The following is a 23,247-nucleotide window of genomic DNA, read 5'->3' as shown; positions in this document are numbered from 1 at the left end:
TGCTCTTGTGACCCACTCGACGGCACTTCTCACGGACCACTACGAGCTGACGATGCTGCAGGCCGCCCTGGCCGACGGCACGGCGCAGCGCCGCTCGGTCTTCGAGCTGTTCGCCCGCCGGCTGCCGGACGGCCGCCGGTACGGCGTGGTCGCCGGCGTCAACCGGCTGCTCGACACGCTCGAGCGGTTCCGCTTCGACGAGCAGACGATCGCCTTCCTTGCCGATCGCGGCGTCGTGGACCAGGCTACCCGGGACTGGCTGGCGGACTATCGGTTCACCGGCGACATCTCCGGCTACGCCGACGGCGAAATCTTCTTTCCTGGCTCCCCGGTCCTCGTGGTGGAGTCGAGTTTCGCCGAGGCGGTGCTGCTGGAGACCGTGTTCCTGTCCATCCTGAACCACGATTCAGCGGTCGCCTCGGCGGCGTCCCGGATGACCTGGTGGGCCGGTGGGCGGCCCTGTATCGAGATGGGCTCGCGCCGGACCCACGAGGAGGCCGCGGTCGCGGCGGCGCTGGCGGCGTACATCGCGGGCTTCAGCACCACGTCGAACCTGGAGGCAGCCCGCCGGTTCGGCATCCCGAGCGCGGGTACGGCGGCGCACTCGTTCACGCTGCTGCACGACCAGGAGCGGGACGCGTTCCGGTCCCAGGTCGATGCCCTCGGCAAGGGTACGACGCTGCTCGTGGACACGTACGACGTCGCCGAGGCGGTGCGGACCGCGATCGAGCTGACCGGGCCCGAGCTGGGCGCCGTACGGCTGGACTCCGGCGACCTGCCGTCGCTGGCCGGGCAGGTCCGCGAGCAGCTGGACGCGCTCGGGGCGACCAAGACGCGGATCATCGTGACCAGCGACCTGGACGAGTTCCAGATCGCGGCGCTGGCGCCGGCGGCGGTCGACGGTTATGGCGTGGGGACGTCGCTGGTCACCGGGTCGGGGTATCCGACCTGTGGGTTTGTATACAAGCTGGTGGCGCGCGAGGACGCGAGCGGCGCGCTGCTGCCGGTGGCGAAGAAGAGCCCGGACAAGATCTCGATCGGCGGCCGCAAGTGGGCGCTGCGACGGCGGTCGGCGAGTGGGGTCGCTGAGGTGGAGCTGATCGGTGTCGGCGAGCAGCCGGAGGACGACGGGGACGACCGGCCGCTGATGAAGACGTTGGTCGAGGGCGGGAAGATCGTCGGGCGTACGACGCCGGCGGAGTCGCAGGCGCATCACTTCAAGGTCCGCGACGAGCTGCCGCGGTACGCGAGCCAGCTCAGCCGGGGCGAGCCGGCGATCCCGACGGAGTACGTCGGTGACTTCGACGCGCGCAACCCGTTCCTGCCCCGGAGCCACACGTGAGCACCGGGTGGCCGGTCGACGCGCCCGCTTCGGGGGCTGATGTGCTGGTCGCGCTGCGGTTCGCGGACCGGGCGGCGCGGAAGGCGGTGGCAGAGGAACTGGTCGGGACCGGTCTGCACACTGGTCAGGAGCTGGTCCTCGCGAAGCTGCTGCACCACGGGTCGCTTCCCGTCGCCCAGCTGGCGAAGGTCCTGGACGTCGAGGTGCCGACCGCCACCAAAACCACCCAGCGGATGGAGGCCGCCGGCCTGGTCCGCCGGGTGAAAAGCAGCACCGACGCCCGCCAGGTAGGCATCGAACTCACCGCCCGCGGCACCGAGCTCGCCCACACCGTCCAGGACGTCTACGACCGAGCCGGCCGCCGAGCCCTCTCCAAACTGACCCCCGAAGACCGCCGCCTGATCCGCAACCTCCTCTGGACCATCACCACCACCCTCGAGCCTCAGTAGGCCTCGAAGACCTTGGCGATGACTCCGAGGGCTTCACGTAAGAGGTGTGGGGGTGTGACCAGGGGTGGGAGGAAGCGGAGGACGTTGTTGTAGGTGCCGGCGGTGAGGACTATCAAGCCTTCGGCGTGGCAGGCTTTGGCGATTTGGGTGGTGGTGGCGGGGTCTGGTTGGCCGTTGGTGGTTAGTTCGATGGCAAGCATGGCGCCTCGGCCGCGGATGTCGGCGATGACCGGGTGGCGGGTGGCGAGGTCGTGGAGGAAGGGCAGCATGAGGTTGCCGATGTCGCGGGCTCGGGCGGGGAGGTCCTCGGACTCGATCGTTTGGATCGCGGCCAGGGCGGCGGCGCAGGCGATCGGGTTGCCGCCGTAGGTGCCGCCGAGGCCGCCGACGTGCGGGGCGTCCATGATTTCGGCTCGGCCGGTGACGGCTGCGAGCGGGAGACCGCCGGCGATGCCCTTGGCCAGCGTGATCAGGTCGGGTACGACGCCTTCGTAGGAGCAGGCGAACAGGTCGCCGGTCCGCCCGAAGCCGGTCTGGATCTCGTCGGCGACGAACACGACCCCGTTGGCAGCGCACCACGCGGCGACCGCCGGCAGGAAGCCGGGGGCGGGTACGACGAAGCCGCCCTCGCCGTGGATCGGCTCCAGGACGACGCACGCCACGTTCGACGCCCCGACGTACTTCTCGATCATCGCGACCGACCGCGCCGCCGCCTCCGGCCCGCTCAGCCCGTCGCGGAACGGGTACGACGTCGGCACCCGGTAGACCTCGGGCGCGAACGGCCCGAACCCGTCCTTGTACGGCATGTTCTTCGCCGTCATCGCCATCGTCAGGTTCGTCCGCCCGTGGTACCCGTGGTCGAACACCACCACCGCGTCCCGCTTCGTGTACGACCGCGCGATCTTCACCGCGTTCTCGACCGCCTCGGCCCCCGAGTTCAGCAGCACCGACCGCTTCTCGAAGTCCCCCGGCGTGATCCGCGCCAGCGCCTCGCACACCTCGAGATAACCGGAGTACGGCGTGACCATGAAGCACGTGTGCGTGAACCGCGCCACCTGCTCCTGCACCGCCGCGACCACCGCCGGCGCCGCGTTCCCGACGTTGACGACCGCGATCCCGGACCCGAGATCGATCAACTGGTTGCCATCGGCATCCACCACGATGCCGCCACCCGCGTCGGTGACGAACACCGGCAGCGTGATCCCGATCCCGCGCGCGACCGACCGCCGGACCCGCTCCAGGAGTTCCACCGACCGCGGCCCCGGGATCTCCGTGACCAGCTTCCGTTCCTGCGTCACCGTCATCGTCCAGCCCCCAAGGATTCCGCGTCGCCAGAGAGTCGTTGCGCCAGCCAGACCGGGAGCACCGAGAACACGATCAGCGCGGCCGCGACCACGTTGACCACCGGTGCCTGGTTCGGCCGGAAGAGGTTGTTGAAGATCCAGATCGGCAGCGTCTGCACCTGCGCGCCGGCCGTGAAGGTGGTCACGATGATCTCGTCGAACGACAGCGCGAACGCCAGCAACGCCCCGGCCAGCAGCGCCGACCGGATCATCGGAAACGTCACCAGCCGGAACGTGGTGAACCCGGATGCACCGAGATCGGCCGAGGCCTGCTCCAGCGACACCCCGGTCCGCCGTAGTCGAGCAATCACATTGTTGAACACGGTGACAATGCAGAACGTCGCGTGCGCGATCACGATCGTGACGAAGCCGAGCTCGCACCCGAACAACGTCCGGAACGCGTTGTTCAGCGCGATCCCGGTCACGATGCCCGGCAACGCGATCGGCAGGATCACCAGCAGCGAGACAGCGTCGCGCCCGTAGAACGCGAACCGCTGCAGAGCAAAGGCGATCATCGTCCCGAGCACCAGTGCGATCACCGTCGCCGCCAGCCCGACCCGCACGCTCACCCACAGCGCGTCCAGCGCACCCTGGCTCTCGGCCGCCCGCCGCCACCAGTCCAGCGTGAGCTCGCGCGGCGGCCAGGCGAACGTCTTGTTCACGTTGAACGAGTTCACCAGCACCAGCAGCAGCGGGACGTAGATGAACGCGAGGATCACCGCGGTCAGCACCCGCAGCACGATCCGGGTCGATCGGGAGATCGTCATCAGAGGCTCTCCATCGCTCCGGTACGGCGAACCGCCGCCAGGTACACCAGCATCACCACGACCGGCACCGTCGCGACCGCCGCGGCAAACGGCAAGTTGTTGGCGGATCCCACGTTGTCGTAGACAACGTTGCCGAGCAGCTGATTGGTCCCACCGACGATCCGGACCGCGATGTAGTCGCCCAGCGTCAGACTGAAGGTGAAGATCGACCCGGCCACCACAGCCGGAATCACCGTCGGTACGACGATCCGCCGTACGGTCTGCAGCGTCCGGCCGCCAAGATCGGAAGAGGCCTCCAGCAACGAGTCCGGCAGCCGCTCGAGCCCCGCGTAGATCGGCAGGATCATGTACGGCAACCACAGATAGGCCAACGTCACCACAGTTGCCGCCAGCCCGTACCCCGGCGACTTCAGCCCGATCGCCTCGAACGCCGACGACACCAGCCCGCCCTCGGAGAACATCCCGCGCCACGCGTAGGCCTTGACCAGGTAGCTCGCCCACAACGGCATCAGCACCGCCACCAGCAGGAACCGCCGCAACCCCGGCCCGGCCACCTTCGACATGTACAAAGCGATCGGAAACGCCACCACCGCGTCGATCAGGGTCACCAGCACGGCAACCCCGATCGTCCGCAGCGCGATCGTCCGATAGACGTCGACCGTGAACAGCGTCCGGAAGCTGTCCAGCGTCCACACCCGCTCGATCTGCCCGGTGAACCCGTTCTGCGTCCAGAGCGCGGTGACGAACAACGCCGCCAACGCCCCCAGGTACGCCACCCCGAGCCACAACATCGGCGGCCCGAGCAACAGCCCCAGGCGGGCTTTAGGGTGCCGGTAGAGGGTGCTCATCCCTTGATCTGCGTCCAGGCTTGCGTCCACTTGCTGTAGTCGGTGCACTTCACGTCGGTGCGGCCGTCCAGGCACTGCTCGATCGGCGTGGTCCAGTACCAGATCTTCTCGGCGTAGGCCGCGTCACCCGCGTGGTACGCCGTGCAGTGGCTCTTGTCCACCGTCATCGCGCAGGCCTTGCCGTTCGCCGGAGACTCACCGAAGTACTCTGCCACCGCCGCGTTCGCGGAGGGGCTGATGATGTGGTTCATCCAGAGGTACGCGCAGTTCTTGTGCTTCGAGGTGGCGCTGACCATCCAGGTGTCCGACCAGCCGGTGACGCCCTCGGTCGGGACGGTTGCCTGGACGGGGATCTTCTCGCTGGTGGCCAGGTTCGCGATCACCTGCCAGGTCGTGCCGACCACGGTGTTGCCGCTCTGGAAGGCCTGCGTGGCCTTGAGGTAGTCCGACCAGTACTCCGAGACCAGCGTCTTCTGCGTCTTCAGCAGGTCGACCGCGGCCTGGAGCTGCTTGTCGTCGAGCGCGTACGGGTTCTTGATGCCGAGGTCCGGCTTGCTCGCCATCAGGTACATCGCCGCGTCCGCGATGTAGATCGGCGAGTCGTACGCCGTCACCTTGCCCTTGTACGGCGAGCTCGCGTCGAACACCACGCCCCACGAGGTCGGCGCCGGCGTCACCTTGTCGGTCCGCCACATCAGCAGGTTAGCGCCGTACCCGTGCGGGATGCCGTACATCTGGCCCTTGACCGAGTTCCACGGCCGGTTCTTCAGGAACGGGTAGACGTCGGCGTAGTTCGGCACTAGATCGGTGTTCACGGGCTCCACCTGTCCGCCCGCGATCAGCCGCAGCGACGCGTCACCGGACGCCGAGACCACGTCGTACTGCCCGGTCTTCATCAGGCTGACAGCCTCGTCCGACGTACCGAACGTCTTCACCGTCACCTGGCAGCCGGTCTGCTTCTCGAACGGCGTGACCCAGTCGACCTTCGGGTCGTTCGAGCCGTCCTCGGCGTACCCGGGCCAGGCGAGCACGCTGAGCTTGCCCTCGCCGGTGCCGAGCTTGTCCAGCTTCTTCAGGTCCGGCGGCGTGAACCCGCCGGCCGCGGCACCGCCCGAACCGCCGGAGGACGAGCCTCCGGAGGTGCCGCACGCCGCCAGCAAGGCGAGCAGCGCGAGGCCGGCCGCCACACCGATCTTCTTCATCGACAGCTCCTAAGGGGTTTGGGGCGGGATCGCAACCGTGTGTTCGCGGTGCCAGCTGAGCCGGACCCGCGCACCTCGCAGCTCGAGCTTGTCCTGCACGGAACCCTGCTGGTTCTGCTGCAGGACGATCAGCGACCCCCCGGCGTCCAGGTCGACCACGGACTGCGTGGCCGAGCCCAGGTACACCACCTCACGGACCACCCCGGCCGCTGTGCACCTCCCCGGCTCGGCCGCTCCGTCAGCCGTGGAGTGCGGCTCGAGCCGGATCTTCTCCGGCCGGACGGTGAACAGGCCCGCGGTGCCGAGGATCGCGGCCGCGACCTCGCCCTCGAGCAGGTTCGACGTCCCGACGAACCCGGCGACGAAGGCGCTCGCCGGGTGCTCGTACAGCTCGGCCGGCGCGGCCAGCTGCTCGATCCGGCCGCCGTTGAACACGGCGATCCGGTCGCTCATCGTCAGCGCTTCCTCCTGGTCGTGGGTGACGAAGACGAAGGTGATGCCGACGTCGCGCTGCAGCGCCTTCAGCTCGATCTGCATCTCGCGCCGCAGCTTGAGGTCGAGCGCACCGAGCGGCTCGTCCAGCAGCAGCACCTTGGGCCGGTTGACCAGCGCCCGCGCCAGCGCGACTCGTTGCCGTTGGCCACCAGACAGCTGACTCGGCCGCCGATCGCCGTACCCGGCCAGCTGCACGGTCTCCAAGGCCTCGACCGCCCGGGTACGGCGCGACTTCCGCTCGACACCCTTGACCCGCAACCCGTACTCGACGTTCTGCAGCACACTCATGTGCGGGAACAGCGCGTAGTCCTGAAAGACCGTGTTCACGTCCCGCGCGTACGGCGCCTGCTCGGTGACGTCGACGCCGCCGAGCAGCACCCGGCCGTCCGTCGGTACTTCGAAGCCCGCGATCATCCGCAGTACCGTCGTCTTGCCCGAACCGGACGGGCCGAGCATCGAGAAGAACTCGCCCTCGGCCAGGTCCAGGTCGATCCCGTCCACCGCGGTCACGTCCCCGAACGTCTTCCGCAACCCGCGCAGACTCACCGCGGCGGTCTGCACCGCGGGCTCTGCCGGGGAGGTGGTCAACGAGCTCATCCGATCGCCGACATCACGTGCTTCACCCGGGTGTAGTCCTCGACGCCGTACATCGACAGGTCCTTGCCGTGGCCGGAGTGCTTGAAGCCGCCGTGCGGCATCTCGGCCACCAGCGGGATGTGCGTGTTGATCCAGACGCAGCCGAAATCGAGGTCCCGGGACATTCTCAAGGCTCTCGCGTGGTCGGACGTGAAGACGCTCGACGCGAGCCCGTACCGGACCCCGTTCGCCAGCCGGACCGCTTCCTCGTCCCCGGCGAAGGCCTGCACGGTGATGACCGGCCCGAACACCTCGTCCTGAATCATCTCGTCGTCCTGCCGCAGACCGGTCACCACGGTCGCCTCGAGGAAGAACCCGTCGGCCAGTGCGCCGCCAGGCCGCTCCCCACCCAGCACCACAGACCCATGCGCAGGCATCCGTGCGAGGAACCCCCGCACTCGATCGAGCTGCAAACTGCTGTTCAACGGCCCGAACAAGGCGTCTCCGTCATCAGGCAGTCCTGGGCGTGCGTTCGCAGTCGCCCAGTCCACCAACGCTCTAACGAATTCGTCGTGCACGGACGCCTCGACAAGCACCCGACAGGCCGCCGTACAGTCCTGGCCGGCATTGAAGTACCCGCCGACCCCGATAGCTTCGGCAGCCGCGGCCAGATCCGCGTCGGCAAACACCACAGCAGGGGCCTTGCCGCCAAGCTCCAGGTGCGTGCGCTTGAGATCCAGGGCAGCCGTCGACGCGACCTCAGACCCCGCGCGCGTCGATCCGGTGATGCTGACCAGCCCCGGCGTCGGATGCGCGACCACCGCCTGACCGGTCGCCCGATCCCCACAGACCACGTTGAACACCCCGGCCGGCAACACCTCGGCCGCGATCTCCGCCAGCATCACCGTGGTGACGGGCGTGGTCTCGGCCGGCTTCAGCACGAGCGTGTTGCCCGCGGCAAGCGCCGGCCCGATCTTCCAGACCGCCATCATCATCGGGTAGTTCCAGGGCGACACCTGTCCGACGACCCCGATCGGTTCCCGCCGCACCCAGGACGTGTGGCCGGCCAGGTACTCGCCCGCCGACTTGCCCTCCAGCATCCGTGAAGCCCCGGCGAAGAACCGCAGCTGATCGACCATCACCGCGAGCTCCTCGGTACGCGTCAGCTCGAGCGGTTTCCCGGTGTTCTGCGACTCGGCCGCGACCAACTCGTCTCCGCGCGCCTCGACCAGGTCGGCAAACTTCAGCAACATCCGCTGCCGCTCGCCCGGCGTGATCCCTCCCCAAGCAGGTACGGCGGCCGCCGCGGCCTGATACGCCGCGTCGACATCGTCCTCGCTCGAGAGCGGCGCCGTCCCGAAGACCTTGCCGGTGGCCGGGTCGACGAGCTCACTGGTCGCGCCGCTGCGCGCATCCCGGGGCTCTCCGTTGATCAGGTTCCGCACTGTTCGCATCAGGCTCTCCCCGGGACGCTGGTTGGCGGTAAACATATGAAATCAGATGTTAAAGTTCAAGGGATCGGTGACAATGTCCTGAACTTGTGGCCGAGGAGAGGTGGGGAGATGGCGCTGCGGTTCTACGGCAGTGGCGCGGCGGCGGTGTTCGCACCGCTCGAGACGCTGAGCCGCTCGGAACTCGTGGCGCGCCGACTGACCGACGCGATCGCACTCGGCCTGCTCCCCGACGCCGAGCAGCTCCCGGGCGAGTCCGACCTGGCCGGGATCTTCGGCGTCTCCACGACCACGATCCGCGAGGCGCTCTCGTCGCTGCGGTTGCGCGGCCTGATCGACACCCGGCGCGGTCGCGGCGGCGGCAGCTTCGTCCGCGCACAGGACGAGATCTCGATCGCGATCGTGCGCGACCGGCTGGCCGAGCTCAGCCTGGCCCAGCTCCGCGACCTCGGCGACCACTACAGCGCGATCGCGGGTACGGCGGCGCGGCTGGCGGCGGAGCGGGCCACGCCCGATGACGCCCAGCGGCTGACCGCGGTCTGCGACAGTCTGGAGCACGCGGAGGGCGTGGGCGCGCGCAGACGGGCCGATGCGCAGTTCCACATCGAGGTGGCGGCGACCGCGCAGTCGACCCGGCTCTACCGGGCCGAGGTGAGTTTGCAGGCCGAGGTAGGCACGCTGCTCTGGCTCGCATTCGGTGACGACGAGAGCCATCGGCGTACCGTCGCCAGTTGCCGGGAGGTGGTCGACGCGATCGCGCGGACCGACGGCGACGCGGCGCGGGCCGCGGCCGAGGAGCGCGTGGCCGACTCGACGGCGCGGCTCATCGACCTCAGACTGGCGTTGGAGGACTGATATGGACTCGTTGGCGCTGGATGCCGGGCTGGAGACTGTGCTCGAGGTGGTCGAGTCGGTCGTGGAAGGTGCTTTCGGCCTGGCGAACCTGATCGGTTCCGAGGCTCAGGCGGTGTTCGCCCAGGACTCGACAGCGAAACGGGCGGATCTTGCCGGCCTGCTTGCGGTCATCCGGCCTGCGCTCGAGGACCCCGCGGGGCTGATTCAGGGGGCCGGGTTCGTGGCCGCGGTGGATGCGCTGGCGGACTCGCGGTGGTGGCTGGAGTGGTTCATGCGGAGCAACGGCGTGGCCGAGCGCTTGCTCGTCGACACCGATCCGCGGGGCGAGAACTTCTACGACTACGGGTCGCTGCCGTGGTTCGACGTACCGCAGCGGACCGGCCGGCGGTACATCACCGGGCCGTACGTCGACTACCTCTGCACCGACGACTACACGCTGACCTTCACCGTGCCGGTCGTGGTCCAGGACCGGTTCGTGGGGGTGGCGGGCGCGGACGTGCGCGTGTTCACCTTCGAGAAGGCGGTCCTGCCGTGCTTGCGGGCCACCCACCGGAAGGTTGCCATCGTCAACGATCAGGGCCGGATCGTGCTCAGCAACAGCGCCCGCCACGTCAGCGGCACGCTGCTCCGCACCGAGCTCCCGGCGTACCGGATCGAGGACCTCCCGCTCTCGGTGGTCGAGCTCACGGCCTAGCTCACGGCCTGGGCAGGAACGTGTCCAGGTAGTCGTTGCGGAACTTGCCCTCGGGGTCGTACTTCGCGGCGAGCGCGATGAAGTCGGGGACCTTCGGGTAGCGCTCCGCCAGCGTGGCGGCGTCGGCGGCGAAGACCTTGCCCCAGTGCGGCCGGACGTCCAGCGGCGCGAGCCCGTCCTCGATCGCGACGACGACCGGGCGAACGGCGGCCTCGTCCTGGATCCAGGTGAAGTGCAGCGCGACGGTGTCGCGGCCTTGGCTCGGGCTGAGCCACAGCTCGTCGGCGGCGACGGTCCGCACCTCCGACACCTGCAGCACCGGGGCAAACTGGTTGCCCAGGGTCCGCAGTACGTCGAACGCCTCGGCCGCCCGCTCGCGCGCGACGAAGTACTCCGACTGCAGTTCGTCGCCGTTGCTCGGGGTGAACTCGAGCCTGAAGTGCGGGAGCCGCTCGTTCCACGGGCCGGGCATCCCGCCCTGCTGGGTGGCGTAGTCGGCCGGCATCGTCTTGATCGGGTGCCGCGGCCGGTCGGCGAGGTGCCCGCCGAGCCAGTCGGGCTCGATCGGGTGGTGGCCGCGCTGCTTGCGCCAGACCATCACGTCCGGGTCGAGCCAGTCGGTGAAGGCGCTGACGCTGTACGCGCTCCCCATCACCGCGTCGAAGTCGGTGCTGAGCCGGTCCACCGGCATCCCGTCGTACACGACCTGGCTGACCTGGTACGACGGCTGTACGTCGAGCGTCAGGCTCACGATCACGCCGAGCGCCCCGAGCGAGACAACCGAACCGTCGAAGTCCGCGTCGTCCCGGTCGAGCGTCGTCAGCTCGCCGTCGGCGGTCACGAACGTGATCGAGTTGACGGCGTCGGCGAGGGGTCCGTTGCCGTCGCCGGAGCCATGCGTCCCGGTCGAGCAGGCACCGGAGACGGAGATGTGCGGCAGCGAGCCGAGGTTGTGCAGCGCGAGGTCCTTGGCCTGCAGAGCGGCCGTGATCTCGCCGTACCGCAGACCGGCCGAGACCGTCACGCCACGCTCGCCGATGTCGACCACCTTCGGCAGGTCCTGGACGGTGACCAGCGTCCCGGTCGTGTCCGCGATCCGGTTGAACGAGTGCCCGGTGCCCAGGACGCGGACCTTCTCCGCGGCTGCCACCAGCTCTTGCAACTCGTCGATCGACTCCGGCCGCAACAGTTCGCTGGAGAACGCGACATTGCCCGCCCAGTTCCGCACCTCACCAGTCATGCGAGCCAGCCTCGCACACGTCTGGACACTCGGTCAGCAGGTCCCACGGTGCGAGCGGTGGGCGTACGTCTAACGCAGCATCAGGACGGCGGCCACGACGCCGGCGATCACGATCAGCAGGCGGAGCAGGCCGCTCGGCAGCCGGCGGCCGATGTGCGAGCCGGCGTACCCGCCGACGACCGAGCCGGCCGCGAGCAGCACGATCGCGGTCACGTCGAGGTCAGCGACGAACACGAAGATGACGCTCGCGACCAGGTTCGCGGCCAGCAGCGCGAGCGTCTTGAGCGCGTTGACGACGCGCAACTCGAGGTCGAGGCCCAGGCCGAGCACGGCCATCATCATCACGCCTGCGCCGGCGCCGAAGTAGCCGCCGTACACGCCGGTGATCGCGGCGAAGAAGGTGGTCGCCGGCGTCATCCGGGTGCGGGTGCCGTGCGGCTGGTCGTGGCGCGACCGGAGCCACCGGGAGATCCACGGCTGGACGCCGACGATCAGGCAGGTGAAGAGGATCAGCCAGGGTGCGGCGGCCGCGAACACACCTGGCGGCAGGGCAAGCAGCAGCGCCGCGCCGCCGATCGCGCCGATCGCACAGGTCAGTACGACGACGATCGTGGTCGCCCGCGAGACCTCGCGCAGCTCACGCCGATAGCCGAACGACCCGCTCAACGCCCCCGGCAACAGGCCGACAGTATTGGACGCATTGGCAACCACCGGCGGGATCCCAAGCGCAATCAACGCCGGAAAGCTGACCAACGACGCGACACCAACCGTCGAGGTCAACACACCCGCCCCCAACCCAGCCGCAACAACAGCAAGGTGCTCAGGCCCGGTCATGCCGACGACCTTATTACGCTCCGCGAAGGGATCAGAAGAAGAGATTTAGAGCGGTCCCCGGCTCCGGCGGCCGGCCGGCGGCTTGTCCGGGTGCTACTACTCGCGACTTCTGAATAACCTTCAGAGAATATACAGACCTTCGAGGTAAGAGAACAGGAAAGATCAGAGACGACGGTTATTCAGAAGTTTCAGCTTTCAGGAAAAGTGCAGAGAGAAGAACAAATTCAGAGTAGTGGCTAGCTTCAGCGGCCCGCCGGAGATTTGTCCGGGTGCCGCCAGCGGGTCAGAACACAGATCGACCCACCGTTATTGAAGAATTGGAGTTTCTCGAAGGCCGGCCACAGACGGTGGGCCGACCGCAGACCATGGAGTCAGGTCCCGCGGTCAATCTCCAAGTCGGTCACCGGAGCCAACTACCACCCTAAAATCTCTTCCTTTATTCTCTTCCTCTTTTCTTTGTTCTTCCTGTTCTTGAAGATCACTCAAACCTTACGAACCTCCGCGCGACCGCCGAGCCGGCCACCACTCTAAATCTCTTCTTCTTTATTTTCTTCCTTGAAGCACAGCCGGGTCTACTGAACCTAACCGACTCAGCGGACCCGCACCGTGGCGGCGGTGCTTGTGCGGGTGTTGTGGCCGTCGGTGACCTCGAGGCGGTAGGTCAGGTTTTGACCGGACGGTAGGCCGGCGTCGGTGACGGTGGTGATGACCGGTTTCTTCCATGAGTACGACGATCGCGACCAGATGCCGATCCGGGTGCGCCCGCGGTACAGCAGGTAGGTCAGCGCGATGTTGTCGATGTCGACCACCGTGCTGAAGCTGATGGTCACCTTGTGCACCCGCGAACTCGCCACCTTTGGCTTCGCCGGGAGCCCGGGGCGCGCGCCGCCGGGGACGTTGTTGAAGCGGGTCAGTCCCTGCTGCGGTACGCCGTTCACCGTCGTGAAGTCGCCACCCGCCCAGAGGTCGTTGCCACCGGACGCGAACGCCAGCGGGCCGACCAGGGTCGCGCCGCCCGCGTCGGTGTTCGGGAACCACGGGCCGAGCTTGCCGGTGATCGTGCTGTAGACGAGCAGGTGGTGGATACCGGTCCCGTCACCGAACGCGCCGTCCTGGCGGCAGTCGTGCGCGTGCGAGCCCTTGTAGAGCCAGTTGCCGATCGCCTTGATCGCCTCGGTCGCGCCCAGGCAGTGGCTCTGCCAGATCAGCTTGCCGGTCCGGGCGTCGGCCGCGAGTACGCCGTCGTAGCAGCCGCGACCACTGCCGGCGTTCGACGCGAAGACCCTCGTCCCCTGGACCTCGAGGTCCTTGACCCGGCTGTCGCAGCCCGGCGTCGGCTCCGGGATCGCCGCCGCGGCCGGCATCGCGTACGCGGCTCCGGTCGTCGGGTTCAGCATCGCCAGCGCATGGTCGTCCCGCCCGCCGATCTCGGTGAAGGCGCCGCCGACGAAGACCCGGCTGCCGTCGGTGGAGACCTCGAGCGCGTGCACGTCGTCGTCCGCATCCGGGTTCCACGGCAGCAGTGCACCGGTGCCGATCGCGACCGCGGCGACGTTGTTGCGCGTCACCTTGTTCACCTTGCCGAACGAGCCACCGAGGTACACCGTGCTGCCGGCAATCCGGATCGCCGCGACCCGGTAGTTGACCGCCGGATGCCAGCCGGCCACCAGTTTGCCGGTGGCCACGTTGAACATCGCGACATGCGGCCGCGGTACGCCGTCGACGGTGGTGAAGTCACCGCCGATCACCAGCCACCGTCCGTTCGCCGAGGTGGCGACGCTCCAGACCGGCCCGTTCACCGCCGGCGCGAAGCGGGTCGGCGCACCGGTGGTCCGGTTGAACGCCGCGAAGTACTTCCGCGCCGCGTCCCCCACGCCGGCCTTGTGGCCCGGCGGCCGGATCCGCGTGAACAGTCCACCGGCGTACACCACGTTCCCGGCGACGGCGAGCGCGTTCACGCTGGCGTTCGTCTGCCAGGAGGTCTGCTTGACCGCCGACAACGCCGACGCGAAGCCCGGCGGTGAGCTGTGCGCCGTCGACATGGCCGCCTGCGCTGACGGCCCTGACGGCCCGGCCGGCACCAACGCCGCAGCGACCACGGCCGCGGCCGTGGCAACTCCCAGCACAACCTTCTTCATGAGCTCCCCCGAGCGTGGTGACAATGCGCCATCACACCATAACTGTGGGCATTTATCCGCATCGCATCAGGTGTGTACGTGTCATCTACCGCCGAGGCGCACGCTCACCCCGGCACCGCCTCCGCTTGCACGCATTTACTTAGTCGGCTAAGTTTTCTGATTAGCCGACTAAGTATCAATGGAGGATAGTTCATGGACCTGGGTTTGCACGGTGTGGCGGTGTTGGTGACGGGTGGGTCTTCGGGGATCGGGCGGGCTACGGCAGTCGCCTACGGGCGGGAGGGGGCGCGGGTCGCGATCACCTACAACTCGCGGAAGGACGCGGCGGAGGGGGTTGCGGAGGAGATCGAGGCGGCGGGTGGTACGGCGTACGTCGTGCCGATGGACCTGGGCGCGCCGGAGACGATCGTGGCGGCTGTGGCGTCGACCGTGGAGCGGTGGGGTGGGCTGGATGTGGTCGTGGGGAACGCGGTGAACTGGGGGAACGCCGGGTTCGACGAGCGGCCGACGAAGGTCGAGGACGGGTCGCCGGAGTGGTGGGTGCCGATCATGCGGGCCAACCTCGAGGGCAACTTCCACCTCGTGCAGCAGGTCGCGCCGGCGCTGCGGCGATCGGACCACGGCCGGTTGGTGCTGATCTCGACGGACCTCGCCGAGCGCGGCATGCCGGGATCGTGGCCGTACAGCGCGGCCAAGGCGGGACTGCACGGACTCGTCGCGAGCGTGCAGCACGACCTCGGCGCGGACGGCGTACTGGTCAACGTCGTGATGCCGGGAATCACGCTCGAGAACGGCGCGCACCGGGTGATCCCCCGGCCGGCGCTCGACCGGATCGCGGCCGGTTTCAGCGCGCGGCACCTGCCGGAGACGACCGAGCTCGCGGACGCGATCCTGTTCCTGACCTCGCCGCGGACGAAGGCGATCCAGGGCCAGATCCTGCGCGTCACCGGCGGCAGCCTGCTGCCCGCCTGACAGCAAACCGGCGCGGACGCTTGTACCGTGGGGCTCAGGAGTCCCCCGATGAAGGAGCGGCGCGATGGCTCGGGCACTGATCGTGGTGGATGTGCAGAACGACTTCTGCGAGGGCGGGAGCCTGGCCGTCAGCGGTGGCGCAGACGTGGCGTTCCGGATCGGCGAGCTGCTGCACAAGTGGCACGAGGCCGAGCCCGAGGACCGGCAGTACAAGTACGTCGTGGCCACCCGGGACCACCACATCGACCCGGGTGACCACTTCTCCTCGCATCCCGACTTCGTCGACTCCTGGCCGCGGCACTGCGTCGTCGGCACCGACGGCGTGAGCTTCCACCCGAACCTGGACCCGCAGCCGTTCGACGCGATCTTCGACAAGGGCGAGTACGCGGCCGCCTACTCCGGCTTCGAGGGGAAGTCCCACGAAGGCGGCCACGCACTCGCCGACTGGTTGCGCGGCAAGGGCGTCACGGACGTCGACGTCTGCGGCATCGCCACCGACTACTGCGTCCGCGCCACCGCCCTCGACGCGTGCCAGGCAGGCTTCGGTACGACGGTTCTCACCGGGCTGACCGCCGGCGTCGCCCCGGCCAGCACCGCCCAAGCCCTGGCCGACCTCCGCAACGCCGGCATCACCGTCACCTAACCGGCATACCCGGCTCAGTCCCTTGCGCTTGGCAACGAGCTGGTCCACCTGGCCAGGTTGAGTAGTTCTCCTCAGGTGGAGGGGGTGTCGCGGTCCGTAGCTTGCTGTCATGGTGGAGAAGAGGCGCAGGAACTGGTGGGCGCTGGCCGGCGTCAGCCTGGTGGCAGCGGGCGCGGTCGGGTTTGCCGCGGCGTACGTCATGATGGTCGGGATCGACCGACTCTGGGCGGCGGAACGGTGCGAGGGCGAGCCGGACTGCCTGGAAGGCCTCTGGGCCCTCGGCATCGGCCTCCTCGCCGGAGCACTTGCCGTGCTGGTCACTGTCGTCGTGTTCGCCGTGAAGTTCCACCTCGGCAAGGAACTACCGATCGGCACAGCGGTCGCGGTGGTGCTCGGGCTGGCCGGGCTATTGCAGTACGGCCCGAGCGACGGCCGGATGTACTTGGGCCTGGCCGCCGCCGCACTGGTCGCCGCAGTAACGATCGGCGGGTCAACAGCCCGATGACCGAGTGGACCTGGCCGACAAAGCTCGCGGTAGTGGATTAGAGGCACGCGCTCGCCGGTGAATGTCGGGTCGGCTCGGAGGGGTCAGGGTTTTGGGGAGACGAAGAGGAGGACTTCTTTGTCTTTCATCAGAGCTCCGTCCTTGACGAAGTAGGTTGTGGGTACGGTTTTTGGGGTGGTTCCGCCGAGTCGGTAGCCGGCTACCGTGTAGCCGCGGTGTTTCAGGATTGCGAGGATCTGGCCGAGGCGCAGGGTCTTGTACTTGACGCCGTACAGCGCCTCTCCCCGGCCGTCGATCGGGCCGTTGAACTGGATCTCCTCGCCGGGCTTGGCCGCGCGGGCGATCACCAGGCCGGCCTGGCCGGAGTAGTTCTTCGGGATCAGGAACTGGGGGTAGCACGGGTACGTCGCCGCCTTGACGCACCCCGGCGGATCGTCGCTCTGCTGGATGTCGTCCGAGTCCGGTCCGAACGCGGCGGCCGGGCTGTGGCCGACGATCGACGGCGAGCCGGGGTCGAGCTCGAGCGTGATGTTCAGATGGTGCTTCTTGAACTCCTTGTTGTACCGCGCAGTGTCCGCCAGCGGGTCCACGATCCGCACCCGGAGGTAGTTGCCCTCGGTCGTGAACGAGAGCGCCGGCCCGAGCGCCTCGTGACTGTCGTCGCCCGGCAGCTTCACGACCACGACGGCGACCGCGGCAGCGACGACCGCGGCAACGACCGCCGGGACCAGGACGTGCCGGACCCGCCGCCGCGCCGACCCCACTGGCAGTCCCAGACCTTCGCCTTCCCGCGAAGCCGAAGCCGAAGCCGAGGCCGTGCGTGGCGCCCGGGTGATGCCGGCCAGCAGGTCCGCCCGGCTCTCGTCGCGGACGACCTCGGCGGGGTCGTTCCCGGCGATCGGGTCGAGCTCGCGGAGCCGTTCGATGGTGTTCATGCGCGCTCTCCTCGTGCGCGGGCCGGTACCCGACCCGGGGTGGTCTGGTTCAGCATGCGTTCGAGCCGCCGGCGCGCCCGGTGCAGGCGGACGGCCGCCGTACTGCGTGAGCACCCGAGCGCCGCCGCCAACTGCGCGGTGTCGAGGCCCTCCCAGGCGACCAGCGACAGCAGCTCGCGATCCGCCTCCGGCAGCTGCCGGAACACCTCAGCCGCGTGCTGCACCTCGAGCGCGGTCTCCGACTCCGGCGGCATCGACCGCAGGTCGTCCCGCAGCTTGTCGGCGAGCCCGTGCCGCCGCGTCTCCCCGCGGCGGTGATTGGCCAGCACCCGGCGCGCCACGCCGTACAGCCACGGCAGGGCCCCACCACGCGGTACGTCGTCCGCCCGGCGCCAGGCGACCAGGAAGGTCTCCGCGACCAGGTCGGCCGCGTCCGCGCGGACGTCGAGCCGGCGGACGAAGTACCGCAGTACGTCGTCGTGATGGCTCCGGAACAAGCTCTCGAAGTCCGGCCGTGGATCCGGGTCGACCATGCCGTCCTCGCTGTCCTCCCGTGGCCCACCGCGGGCCGGCACCGTTCGCGTCATACCTGGTTGTGTCCGGCAGACGCCCGGTATTACCTCACGGCTCGACGATGATCGGGGCACCGCCGGAGACGAGCGACCAATGGCCGGTCCGGAAGTCGGCCGGGTCGATGGTGCCGACCGTGGTGACGTAGTCGATCAGCAGCTGACGGATCTCGGTCTGCGGGTCGTGGACGACCGGCGCGGTGGTGACGTGCGGGAAGTTGCCGCTGCCGGACTGCCGGTAGTTGTTGAGCGCAACGACGTACTGCTGGTCCGGCCGGACGGTCAGGCCGGTGATCCGCGACCCGACCGGCTGGGCGAGGTCGATCGCGTAGGAGAGCCCGCCGACGATGTCGTAGTTGTAGTCCGGCGTGCCGGTGGGCGCGGTCTCGGTGGGGGCATTGGTGAGCTGGTCGGGGCGGAACGGCCCGGTTCCCACGACCTGGTGGTAGTACCACGCGGAGTACTCCAGGTAGTCCTTAACCTGAGCGCCATTCAGGAGCACCGCGAGAAGCGTGTTGTCGAAGACGTAGAGACCAGCGACGTCCCGCAGCGACACCTCGCCGGCAGGGATCACGGCCGAGCGGCTGAACGGCGCCGCGATCGCGAGCACCGGCAGGTCGGCGTACGGCGTCCCCACCATCGCTCGGGACACCGCGTCGGCCTGGACGAAGTTGACGAAGTCGAGCGCGGCCGTGTCCTCCCAGGCGGCCGTCGCGGCGGACATCGCAGTCGTACAGGTGCCGATCTTGGAGTTCACGTACTCGACGACCTTGTCGTGATCCTTCTGCAGTACGGCGACAACGTCCGGCGCTGCCTCGACGGTGTTGGCGTTCAGCACCTCGGCGCGCCTGTTGGTGACCGTCCAGCGGTCGTCGACGCGAGCCAGGTCGAACTCGATCACCGACAGCCGCATGCCCCACTTCAGCGGTTCGGTCAGCACGACCGGTTCGCCCACGATATTGGTGACGAGCCGCTCGGGGATCTCCACGTGTGCGTGACCGACCAGGACGGCGTCGATCCCGGGCACGGTCTCGGCCATCAGCACCGACGCATTCTCGGGCACCGGCAGCGCGTCGCCGTACGACGAGGAGAGATTCATCCCGGAGTGCGCGGCGACGATCACCACGTCGGCCCCGGCGGCGCGGACCTTCGGCACCCAGTACTGCGCCTGCTCGACGACGCCGCCGAAGGCGTAGCGGCCCTCGACGATCGGCTTGTCCCAGATCGCGATCCCGGGATTCGTCAGCCCGAGCACCCCGACCGTGATCGGCGGCTCACCCGGGACGTCGACGGAGATCAGGAGGTACGGCGGGAACACCGGCTCGCCCGTCGTCGCGTCATGAGCGTTCGCCCCGAGCAGCGGGAACTCGAGCTGCTCCTCGAAGGTCCGCAGTACGTCGATGCCGTAGTTGAACTCGTGGTTGCCGAGCGCGGCGGCGTCGTACCCGATCAGGTTCATCGCGGCGGCCACCGGGTGCACGTGGCCGTCGGTGATCGGCTCGATCCGCGCGAAGTAGTACGCGAGCGGCGTGCCCTGGATGGTGTCGCCGGCGTCCAGCAGCAGCGGCCGCGGGGAGACGTCGTTTCGGATTTTCCGAACCAGGCTTGCGATCTTGGCCAGGCCGATGTCGTTGTGCGCGTGGTCGTCGTACTCCGCGCTCCGGTAGTAGTCCCAGTTGACGACATTGCCGTGCACATCGGTCGTGCCGAGCACGGTCAGGCGGATCGGATCTGCGGCCACACTGCCCACGATAAGGGCGACACGCCCCCGCCTCGATTTCGGGATGAACCCAGTGACGCGAGAAGATGCGCACCATGACCAAGCCGCCCGGCAAGATCCTGCCGTTGGTCGCCGCCCTGCTCTGCGGTGCCGTCCTCGCCCAAGCCGCCCATCCCAACGACCAATCGGCGACAACCTCCCCGCCGGTGGTGCAGGCCGCTGCTGTCACGAGTCGAGGCCCGCTCGGTACGCCGATCACGCGCAAACAGGGTGCGCCGTCGGCGACCAAGACGACGCACGCGCACAAGCCGGAGGTCAAGCCGCCAGCCAAGAGTGTGCCGGAGGACGACTGGAACCTGGCCGCGCACGGCAAGGTGCTGTACCTGACGTTCGACGACGGGCCCCAGGGTGAGTGGACGCCGAAGGTCCTGCAGGTCCTGCGCAAACACAAGGCACACGCGACGTTCTTCGTGCTCGGCATGCAGGTGCAGCAGTTCCCCGAGCTGCTCGCGGCGGAGCGCGCGGCCGGGCACCGGACCGGGAACCACACCTGGGACCACCCGATGCTGACCCACCTCACGCCGGCGAGGCTGCACCAGGAGATCTATACGGGCATCGAGTCGAAATGCTTCCGCCCACCGTTCCGCGACACCAACGCTCGCGTTGCCGCAGTGGCAGCGTCCCGGCACCAGCGGCAGATCCTCTGGGACGTCGACACCAACGACTGGAAGAAGCCGGGCGCCGCGTCCATCGAGCACGCCATCCTCGCCGGTGCCCGCCCGGGCAACATCATCCTCATGCACGACGGCGGCGGAAACCGCGCCCAGACCGTCGCCGCCCTGGACCGCGCACTCACAACCCTCGACAAACAGGGTTGGAGCTATCACTCACTCCCCTGCTGACCCCGACGCAGCTTCCGGAGCCGAGCGACTCGGCTCGCCACCGCGGCATACACGAAGAAGGCGCTCAGTCCGACCAGCAGTCCCGGCAGCGGCGAGTCCAGCAGGAACAGCAGCACGAGCCCAGTGGTGATCAGCAGACCGGTCGCGATCCGCAGGCGGACGATGTCCGTCCAGAGCTTGCGTGCCTCCCAACGCTGCTCCTGCGTCATCGGGCGACGGCCGCGACGCCGTTCGAGAAGTGGCGGAGGGCTTGGTCGATGGCTTCGACTGACTGGTCGAGCGAGGCGACGCCGTAGAAGCCGGCGGTCTTGATCCACTTGCTCGGCTGGAGGGTGGCTCGGGCGGCGGGCTGGTCGAGGCCGGTGACGCCCGGGCTCGCCGGAGTGACGCCGGGCTGGAGGACGACCTCGAGGATCGGCTGGCCGAACTTGCGCTGGTAGCGGAGGCCGACGACCGCCGGCCAGGGCAGGACGACGGGTGCCGGTGCGCCTTCGACGCCGAGCTCCAGCGCAGCGGGCGTCATCCGGAGCGCGTACGGCGGCAGGTCTGTCGCGTCGTACCAGCGCTTCAGCTTCGTGCCCTGGCGGAGCGCCTGGATCCCGCTCGACCCGAGGATGACCATCGACGCGATCATCAGCAGGCCGATCATCCAGTAGTCGCCGAGCATGATCGTCAGCACGATCGACAGCCCGAGCCCGATCGCGGTCATCGTGAGCGTGATCCCGCCACCGATCAGGCGGGTGCGCCGGACCGTGGCGCGCCGCCGCAGGACCTCTTCCCGGTTCAGGCCGACCACGAAGCTCTCGTTCATGGTCCGAGCCTGACAGGCCGGGAGGGTCAGCGCTCGACGCTCGCCGTACCGCCGGAGTAGTGCCGGAGCGCTTCGTCGATGACGTGCACCGGGTGGTCCAGGGCCTTGACCAGGAAGAGGCCGGTCGGGCGGAGGAGCGGGTTCGGCTTGACCACGGTCCGGACCGACGGCTGGTCGAGGCCGCGAACGCCGGCTGTTGTTGCCCCGGCGCCGGGGACGAGGGACAGCTCGAGCACGTACTGCCCGAGGTGCTTCTGCTGGCGGAAGCCCCGCACGGTCGCCCACGGCAGCATCACGGGGTACGCCGCTCCGTCGCACGCGAGCTCGAGACCCTTGGCGGACATCCGCATCGCGACGGGCTGCAGCTCGTTGGCGTCGTACCAGTGCTTACGCTCAGCCTGCAGCCGCAGGACCATCACCGTGCTGAGGATCAGCGGCGTCATGGCGAGGATCAGCAGCAGCGCGAACGGCCACATCCCCGAGCCTTTGAACGCGATCAGCGCATAGACCGCGGCCGTGATGCCGACCAGTCCGATGGCGAGCGTGATCCAGCCACCGCGCCGCTCGACCGTCCGCACGACCTCACGCCGGCGGAGCACCGCGTCCCGGTCGATGCCGATCACAAACGTCTCCGGCGGCCCCTCAGGTGATGCGTCCCCGTGCTCGCCCACCGCCCAAGAATCCCACACACTCCGAGTCGGCACCGCCCAAGCTTGTCACAGGACCCGGTCACTCCTTGCGTCTGCCCGCCCAGGTCCAGGCGTAGGTGCCGTCGTCGGATGCTTGGCCGGCTTCGCCCAGTTCGAGCGGGCGGAACGTGTCGACCATGACGGCGAGCTCTTCGAAGCGGTCGACGCCCAGGGAGGCCTCGATGGCGCTCGGCTGCGGGCCGTGGGCGTAGCCGCCGGGATGCAGGGAGATCGAGCCGAGGCCGATTCCGGAGCCCTTGCGCGCCTCGTAGTCGCCGCCGCAGTAGAACATCACCTCGTCGGAGTCGACATTCGAGTGGTAGTACGGCACCGGCACGGACAGCGGGTGGTAGTCGACCTTCCGCGGGACGAAGTTGCAGACGACGAAGTTGTACCCCTCGAACACCTGGTGCACTGGCGGCGGCTGGTGGATCCGCCCGGTGATGGGCTCGAAGTCGCTCACGTTGAACGTGTACGGGTACAGGCAACCGTCCCACCCGACCACGTCGAACGGGTGCGTCGCATACGTCATCCGGCTGCCGACGATGCCGCCGGCGCCGTTCCCGCGGTGCTTCACGAGGACCTCGACGTCGGTGCCCTCGACCACGAGCGGCTCGGTCGTCGGGTGCAGGTCGCGTTCGCAGTACGGCGAGTGCTCGAGGAACTGGCCGTAGCGGGACAGGTAGCGCTTCGGCGGAGCAATGTGGCTGTTGGCCTCGATCGCGTACGCATGCACGCCGTTCGGACCGGGCAGCCAGCGGTGCGTGGTCGCCCGCGGGATGATCACGTAGTCGCCCTCGACCGCGTTCAGCGTGCCGAACACGGTCTCGACGGTTGCGGTGCCCTTCTCGACGTACACGCACTCGTCGCCGATCGCGTTCCGGTAGTACGGCGAGGGCTGCTCGGCAACGACGTACGAGATCCGGACGTCGCCGTTGCCGAGAACCAGGCTGCGGTCCTCGACGGCGTTCGACTTCGACGTGTCGGTGAACAGGTCGTGGAGCTTCAGGTGCCGGGGCGTCAGCGGGTGGTTCGGGACGGTGGCGAGGTCCGGCAGGTCCCACACCTGCGAGTCCACGATCGCGGACGGTACGCCGGCGTGGTACAGCAACGACGAGTCCGACGAGAACCCCTCCTCGCCCATCAGCTCCTCGTAGTACAGCCCGCCGTCCGGTTTCCGGAACTGGGTGTGCCGCTTGGGTGGAACCTCACCGACCTGCCGGTAGAACGCCATCTCTTCGAACTCCCGCTGTACGATAGTCGGACG

The 23,247-nt window shown here is 68.6% G+C and carries 24 protein-coding genes; 8 read left to right on the top strand and 16 right to left on the bottom strand.

The window, feature by feature from the left end; genetic code table 11:
* The first annotated feature begins 7 nt into the window (after positions 1 to 7).
* Both AB0E69_RS25105 and AB0E69_RS25100 read left to right on the top strand, forming a co-directional pair.
* Entirely contained in the window at positions 8 to 1,342 is a 1,335-nt protein-coding gene (locus tag AB0E69_RS25105; RefSeq protein WP_360150621.1) for a nicotinate phosphoribosyltransferase, read from the top strand.
* Positions 1,339 to 1,791, top strand: coding sequence for a MarR family transcriptional regulator (locus AB0E69_RS25100; protein ID WP_360150618.1), 453 nt, complete (start codon positions 1,339 to 1,341; stop codon positions 1,789 to 1,791). The genes AB0E69_RS25105 and AB0E69_RS25100 overlap by 4 nt, the downstream gene beginning before the upstream one ends.
* Here AB0E69_RS25100 and gabT read toward each other — a convergent pair.
* From gabT to AB0E69_RS25070, 6 genes are read right to left on the bottom strand one after another with little or no spacing between them, the layout of a single operon-like run.
* A complete protein-coding gene (gabT, locus tag AB0E69_RS25095) occupies positions 1,785 to 3,095 on the bottom strand; it encodes a 4-aminobutyrate--2-oxoglutarate transaminase (protein WP_360150615.1) in 1,311 nt (436 codons plus the stop codon). The genes AB0E69_RS25100 and gabT overlap by 7 nt on opposite strands.
* Positions 3,092 to 3,901: an ABC transporter permease gene (locus tag AB0E69_RS25090; protein ID WP_360150612.1), complete on the bottom strand. Its 810-nt coding sequence runs from the start codon at positions 3,899 to 3,901 to the stop codon at positions 3,092 to 3,094. Before AB0E69_RS25090 ends, gabT begins: the two co-directional genes overlap by 4 nt.
* Positions 3,901 to 4,749, bottom strand: a complete 849-nt coding sequence (locus tag AB0E69_RS25085; protein WP_360150609.1) for an ABC transporter permease — start codon at positions 4,747 to 4,749, stop codon at positions 3,901 to 3,903. Before AB0E69_RS25085 ends, AB0E69_RS25090 begins: the two co-directional genes overlap by 1 nt.
* Positions 4,746 to 5,951, bottom strand: coding sequence for an ABC transporter substrate-binding protein (locus tag AB0E69_RS25080; protein ID WP_360150606.1), 1,206 nt, complete (start codon positions 5,949 to 5,951; stop codon positions 4,746 to 4,748). The genes AB0E69_RS25085 and AB0E69_RS25080 overlap by 4 nt, the downstream gene beginning before the upstream one ends.
* A gap of 9 nt (positions 5,952 to 5,960) precedes the next feature.
* On the bottom strand, positions 5,961 to 7,043 hold the full coding sequence (locus AB0E69_RS25075; protein WP_360150603.1) for an ABC transporter ATP-binding protein: 1,083 nt from the start codon (positions 7,041 to 7,043) through the stop codon (positions 5,961 to 5,963).
* Positions 7,040 to 8,476, bottom strand: a complete 1,437-nt coding sequence (locus tag AB0E69_RS25070; protein ID WP_360150600.1) for an aminobutyraldehyde dehydrogenase — start codon at positions 8,474 to 8,476, stop codon at positions 7,040 to 7,042. Before AB0E69_RS25070 ends, AB0E69_RS25075 begins: the two co-directional genes overlap by 4 nt.
* 108 nt (positions 8,477 to 8,584) lie before the next feature.
* Here AB0E69_RS25070 and AB0E69_RS25065 point away from each other — a divergent pair, with 108 nt between their 5' ends.
* Both AB0E69_RS25065 and AB0E69_RS25060 read left to right on the top strand, forming a co-directional pair.
* Positions 8,585 to 9,328: an FCD domain-containing protein gene (locus AB0E69_RS25065; protein ID WP_360150597.1), complete on the top strand. Its 744-nt coding sequence runs from the start codon at positions 8,585 to 8,587 to the stop codon at positions 9,326 to 9,328.
* 1 nt (position 9,329) lies between these two features.
* The gene (locus AB0E69_RS25060; protein ID WP_360150594.1) at positions 9,330 to 10,022 is read left to right on the top strand and encodes a cache domain-containing protein; all 693 of its coding nucleotides are present in this window, start codon (positions 9,330 to 9,332) and stop codon (positions 10,020 to 10,022) included.
* Between the two features lies 1 nt (position 10,023).
* Here AB0E69_RS25060 and AB0E69_RS25055 read toward each other — a convergent pair whose 3' ends face one another.
* From AB0E69_RS25055 to AB0E69_RS25045, 3 genes are all read right to left on the bottom strand, one after another.
* Positions 10,024 to 11,262: an FAD-binding protein gene (locus AB0E69_RS25055; RefSeq protein WP_360150591.1), complete on the bottom strand. Its 1,239-nt coding sequence runs from the start codon at positions 11,260 to 11,262 to the stop codon at positions 10,024 to 10,026.
* A 69-nt stretch (positions 11,263 to 11,331) separates the two neighbouring features.
* On the bottom strand, positions 11,332 to 12,096 hold the full coding sequence (locus tag AB0E69_RS25050) for a sulfite exporter TauE/SafE family protein (RefSeq protein ID WP_360150588.1): 765 nt from the start codon (positions 12,094 to 12,096) through the stop codon (positions 11,332 to 11,334).
* 590 nt (positions 12,097 to 12,686) lie between these two features.
* Complete coding sequence (locus tag AB0E69_RS25045) at positions 12,687 to 14,234, bottom strand: fibronectin type III domain-containing protein (protein ID WP_360150585.1); 1,548 nt, start codon at positions 14,232 to 14,234, stop codon at positions 12,687 to 12,689.
* A gap of 192 nt (positions 14,235 to 14,426) precedes the next feature.
* On the opposite strand from AB0E69_RS25045, the gene AB0E69_RS25040 reads away from it, so the two are divergent.
* From AB0E69_RS25040 to AB0E69_RS25030, 3 genes are all read left to right on the top strand, one after another.
* Positions 14,427 to 15,206, top strand: a complete 780-nt coding sequence (locus AB0E69_RS25040) for an SDR family oxidoreductase (RefSeq protein WP_360150583.1) — start codon at positions 14,427 to 14,429, stop codon at positions 15,204 to 15,206.
* A 64-nt stretch (positions 15,207 to 15,270) separates the two neighbouring features.
* On the top strand, positions 15,271 to 15,849 hold the full coding sequence (locus AB0E69_RS25035; protein ID WP_360150580.1) for a nicotinamidase: 579 nt from the start codon (positions 15,271 to 15,273) through the stop codon (positions 15,847 to 15,849).
* Positions 15,850 to 15,958: 109 nt separating this feature from the next.
* Complete coding sequence (locus tag AB0E69_RS25030; RefSeq protein ID WP_360150577.1) at positions 15,959 to 16,354, top strand: hypothetical protein; 396 nt, start codon at positions 15,959 to 15,961, stop codon at positions 16,352 to 16,354.
* A gap of 83 nt (positions 16,355 to 16,437) precedes the next feature.
* On the opposite strand, the gene AB0E69_RS25025 is transcribed toward AB0E69_RS25030, so the two are convergent.
* From AB0E69_RS25025 to AB0E69_RS25015, 3 genes are read right to left on the bottom strand one after another with little or no spacing between them, the layout of a single operon-like run.
* Positions 16,438 to 17,289: a hypothetical protein gene (locus tag AB0E69_RS25025; RefSeq protein WP_360150574.1), complete on the bottom strand. Its 852-nt coding sequence runs from the start codon at positions 17,287 to 17,289 to the stop codon at positions 16,438 to 16,440.
* Positions 17,286 to 17,876 carry a sigma-70 family RNA polymerase sigma factor gene (locus AB0E69_RS25020; RefSeq protein WP_360150571.1) on the bottom strand — a complete coding sequence of 197 codons (591 nt, stop codon included), beginning with the start codon at positions 17,874 to 17,876 and terminating at the stop codon, positions 17,286 to 17,288. Before AB0E69_RS25020 ends, AB0E69_RS25025 begins: the two co-directional genes overlap by 4 nt.
* Positions 17,877 to 17,910: 34 nt before the next feature.
* Positions 17,911 to 19,599 carry a 5'-nucleotidase C-terminal domain-containing protein gene (locus tag AB0E69_RS25015; protein WP_360150568.1) on the bottom strand — a complete coding sequence of 563 codons (1,689 nt, stop codon included), beginning with the start codon at positions 19,597 to 19,599 and terminating at the stop codon, positions 17,911 to 17,913.
* A 74-nt stretch (positions 19,600 to 19,673) separates the two neighbouring features.
* On the opposite strand from AB0E69_RS25015, the gene AB0E69_RS25010 reads away from it, so the two are divergent.
* Positions 19,674 to 20,480: a polysaccharide deacetylase family protein gene (locus AB0E69_RS25010; protein ID WP_360150565.1), complete on the top strand. Its 807-nt coding sequence runs from the start codon at positions 19,674 to 19,676 to the stop codon at positions 20,478 to 20,480.
* Here the strand turns inward: AB0E69_RS25010 and AB0E69_RS25005 are convergent.
* From AB0E69_RS25005 to AB0E69_RS24990, 4 genes are read right to left on the bottom strand one after another with little or no spacing between them, the layout of a single operon-like run.
* Complete coding sequence (locus tag AB0E69_RS25005; protein ID WP_360150562.1) at positions 20,462 to 20,689, bottom strand: hypothetical protein; 228 nt, start codon at positions 20,687 to 20,689, stop codon at positions 20,462 to 20,464. The genes AB0E69_RS25010 and AB0E69_RS25005 overlap by 19 nt on opposite strands.
* Positions 20,686 to 21,291, bottom strand: a complete 606-nt coding sequence (locus tag AB0E69_RS25000) for a hypothetical protein (RefSeq protein WP_360150559.1) — start codon at positions 21,289 to 21,291, stop codon at positions 20,686 to 20,688. Before AB0E69_RS25000 ends, AB0E69_RS25005 begins: the two co-directional genes overlap by 4 nt.
* Positions 21,292 to 21,317: 26 nt before the next feature.
* Complete coding sequence (locus AB0E69_RS24995) at positions 21,318 to 21,962, bottom strand: hypothetical protein (RefSeq protein ID WP_360150556.1); 645 nt, start codon at positions 21,960 to 21,962, stop codon at positions 21,318 to 21,320.
* Between the two features lie 58 nt (positions 21,963 to 22,020).
* Positions 22,021 to 23,214, bottom strand: a complete 1,194-nt coding sequence (locus AB0E69_RS24990) for a homogentisate 1,2-dioxygenase domain-containing protein (protein ID WP_360150553.1) — start codon at positions 23,212 to 23,214, stop codon at positions 22,021 to 22,023.
* Between the last annotated feature and the right edge of the window lie 33 nt (positions 23,215 to 23,247).

It is taken from the genome of Kribbella sp. NPDC026611 (genome assembly GCF_040638345.1).
GTDB lineage: Bacteria > Actinomycetota > Actinomycetes > Propionibacteriales > Kribbellaceae > Kribbella.
Note: the sequence above shows the minus strand (reverse complement) of the source record. Positions and strands in the feature narration are given on the sequence as shown.

Bases quoted from the DNA above. Each gene is read 5' to 3' on its own strand.
- gabT (WP_360150615.1), bottom strand. From the start codon at position 3,095: ATGACGGTGACGCAGGAACGGAAGCTGGTCACGGAGATCCCGGGGCCG.
- AB0E69_RS25090 (WP_360150612.1), bottom strand. From the start codon at position 3,901: ATGACGATCTCCCGATCGACCCGGATCGTGCTGCGGGTGCTGACCGCG.
- AB0E69_RS25085 (WP_360150609.1), bottom strand. From the start codon at position 4,749: ATGAGCACCCTCTACCGGCACCCTAAAGCCCGCCTGGGGCTGTTGCTC.
- AB0E69_RS25080 (WP_360150606.1), bottom strand. From the start codon at position 5,951: ATGAAGAAGATCGGTGTGGCGGCCGGCCTCGCGCTGCTCGCCTTGCTG.
- AB0E69_RS25075 (WP_360150603.1), bottom strand. From the start codon at position 7,043: ATGAGCTCGTTGACCACCTCCCCGGCAGAGCCCGCGGTGCAGACCGCC.
- AB0E69_RS25070 (WP_360150600.1), bottom strand. From the start codon at position 8,476: ATGCGAACAGTGCGGAACCTGATCAACGGAGAGCCCCGGGATGCGCGC.
- AB0E69_RS25065 (WP_360150597.1), top strand. From the start codon at position 8,585: ATGGCGCTGCGGTTCTACGGCAGTGGCGCGGCGGCGGTGTTCGCACCG.
- AB0E69_RS25060 (WP_360150594.1), top strand. From the start codon at position 9,330: ATGGACTCGTTGGCGCTGGATGCCGGGCTGGAGACTGTGCTCGAGGTG.
- AB0E69_RS25055 (WP_360150591.1), bottom strand. From the start codon at position 11,262: ATGACTGGTGAGGTGCGGAACTGGGCGGGCAATGTCGCGTTCTCCAGC.
- AB0E69_RS25050 (WP_360150588.1), bottom strand. From the start codon at position 12,096: ATGACCGGGCCTGAGCACCTTGCTGTTGTTGCGGCTGGGTTGGGGGCG.
- AB0E69_RS25045 (WP_360150585.1), bottom strand. From the start codon at position 14,234: ATGAAGAAGGTTGTGCTGGGAGTTGCCACGGCCGCGGCCGTGGTCGCT.
- AB0E69_RS25040 (WP_360150583.1), top strand. From the start codon at position 14,427: ATGGACCTGGGTTTGCACGGTGTGGCGGTGTTGGTGACGGGTGGGTCT.
- AB0E69_RS25035 (WP_360150580.1), top strand. From the start codon at position 15,271: ATGGCTCGGGCACTGATCGTGGTGGATGTGCAGAACGACTTCTGCGAG.
- AB0E69_RS25030 (WP_360150577.1), top strand. From the start codon at position 15,959: ATGGTGGAGAAGAGGCGCAGGAACTGGTGGGCGCTGGCCGGCGTCAGC.
- AB0E69_RS25025 (WP_360150574.1), bottom strand. From the start codon at position 17,289: ATGAACACCATCGAACGGCTCCGCGAGCTCGACCCGATCGCCGGGAAC.
- AB0E69_RS25020 (WP_360150571.1), bottom strand. From the start codon at position 17,876: ATGACGCGAACGGTGCCGGCCCGCGGTGGGCCACGGGAGGACAGCGAG.
- AB0E69_RS25010 (WP_360150565.1), top strand. From the start codon at position 19,674: ATGACCAAGCCGCCCGGCAAGATCCTGCCGTTGGTCGCCGCCCTGCTC.
- AB0E69_RS25005 (WP_360150562.1), bottom strand. From the start codon at position 20,689: ATGACGCAGGAGCAGCGTTGGGAGGCACGCAAGCTCTGGACGGACATC.
- AB0E69_RS25000 (WP_360150559.1), bottom strand. From the start codon at position 21,291: ATGAACGAGAGCTTCGTGGTCGGCCTGAACCGGGAAGAGGTCCTGCGG.
- AB0E69_RS24990 (WP_360150553.1), bottom strand. From the start codon at position 23,214: ATGGCGTTCTACCGGCAGGTCGGTGAGGTTCCACCCAAGCGGCACACC.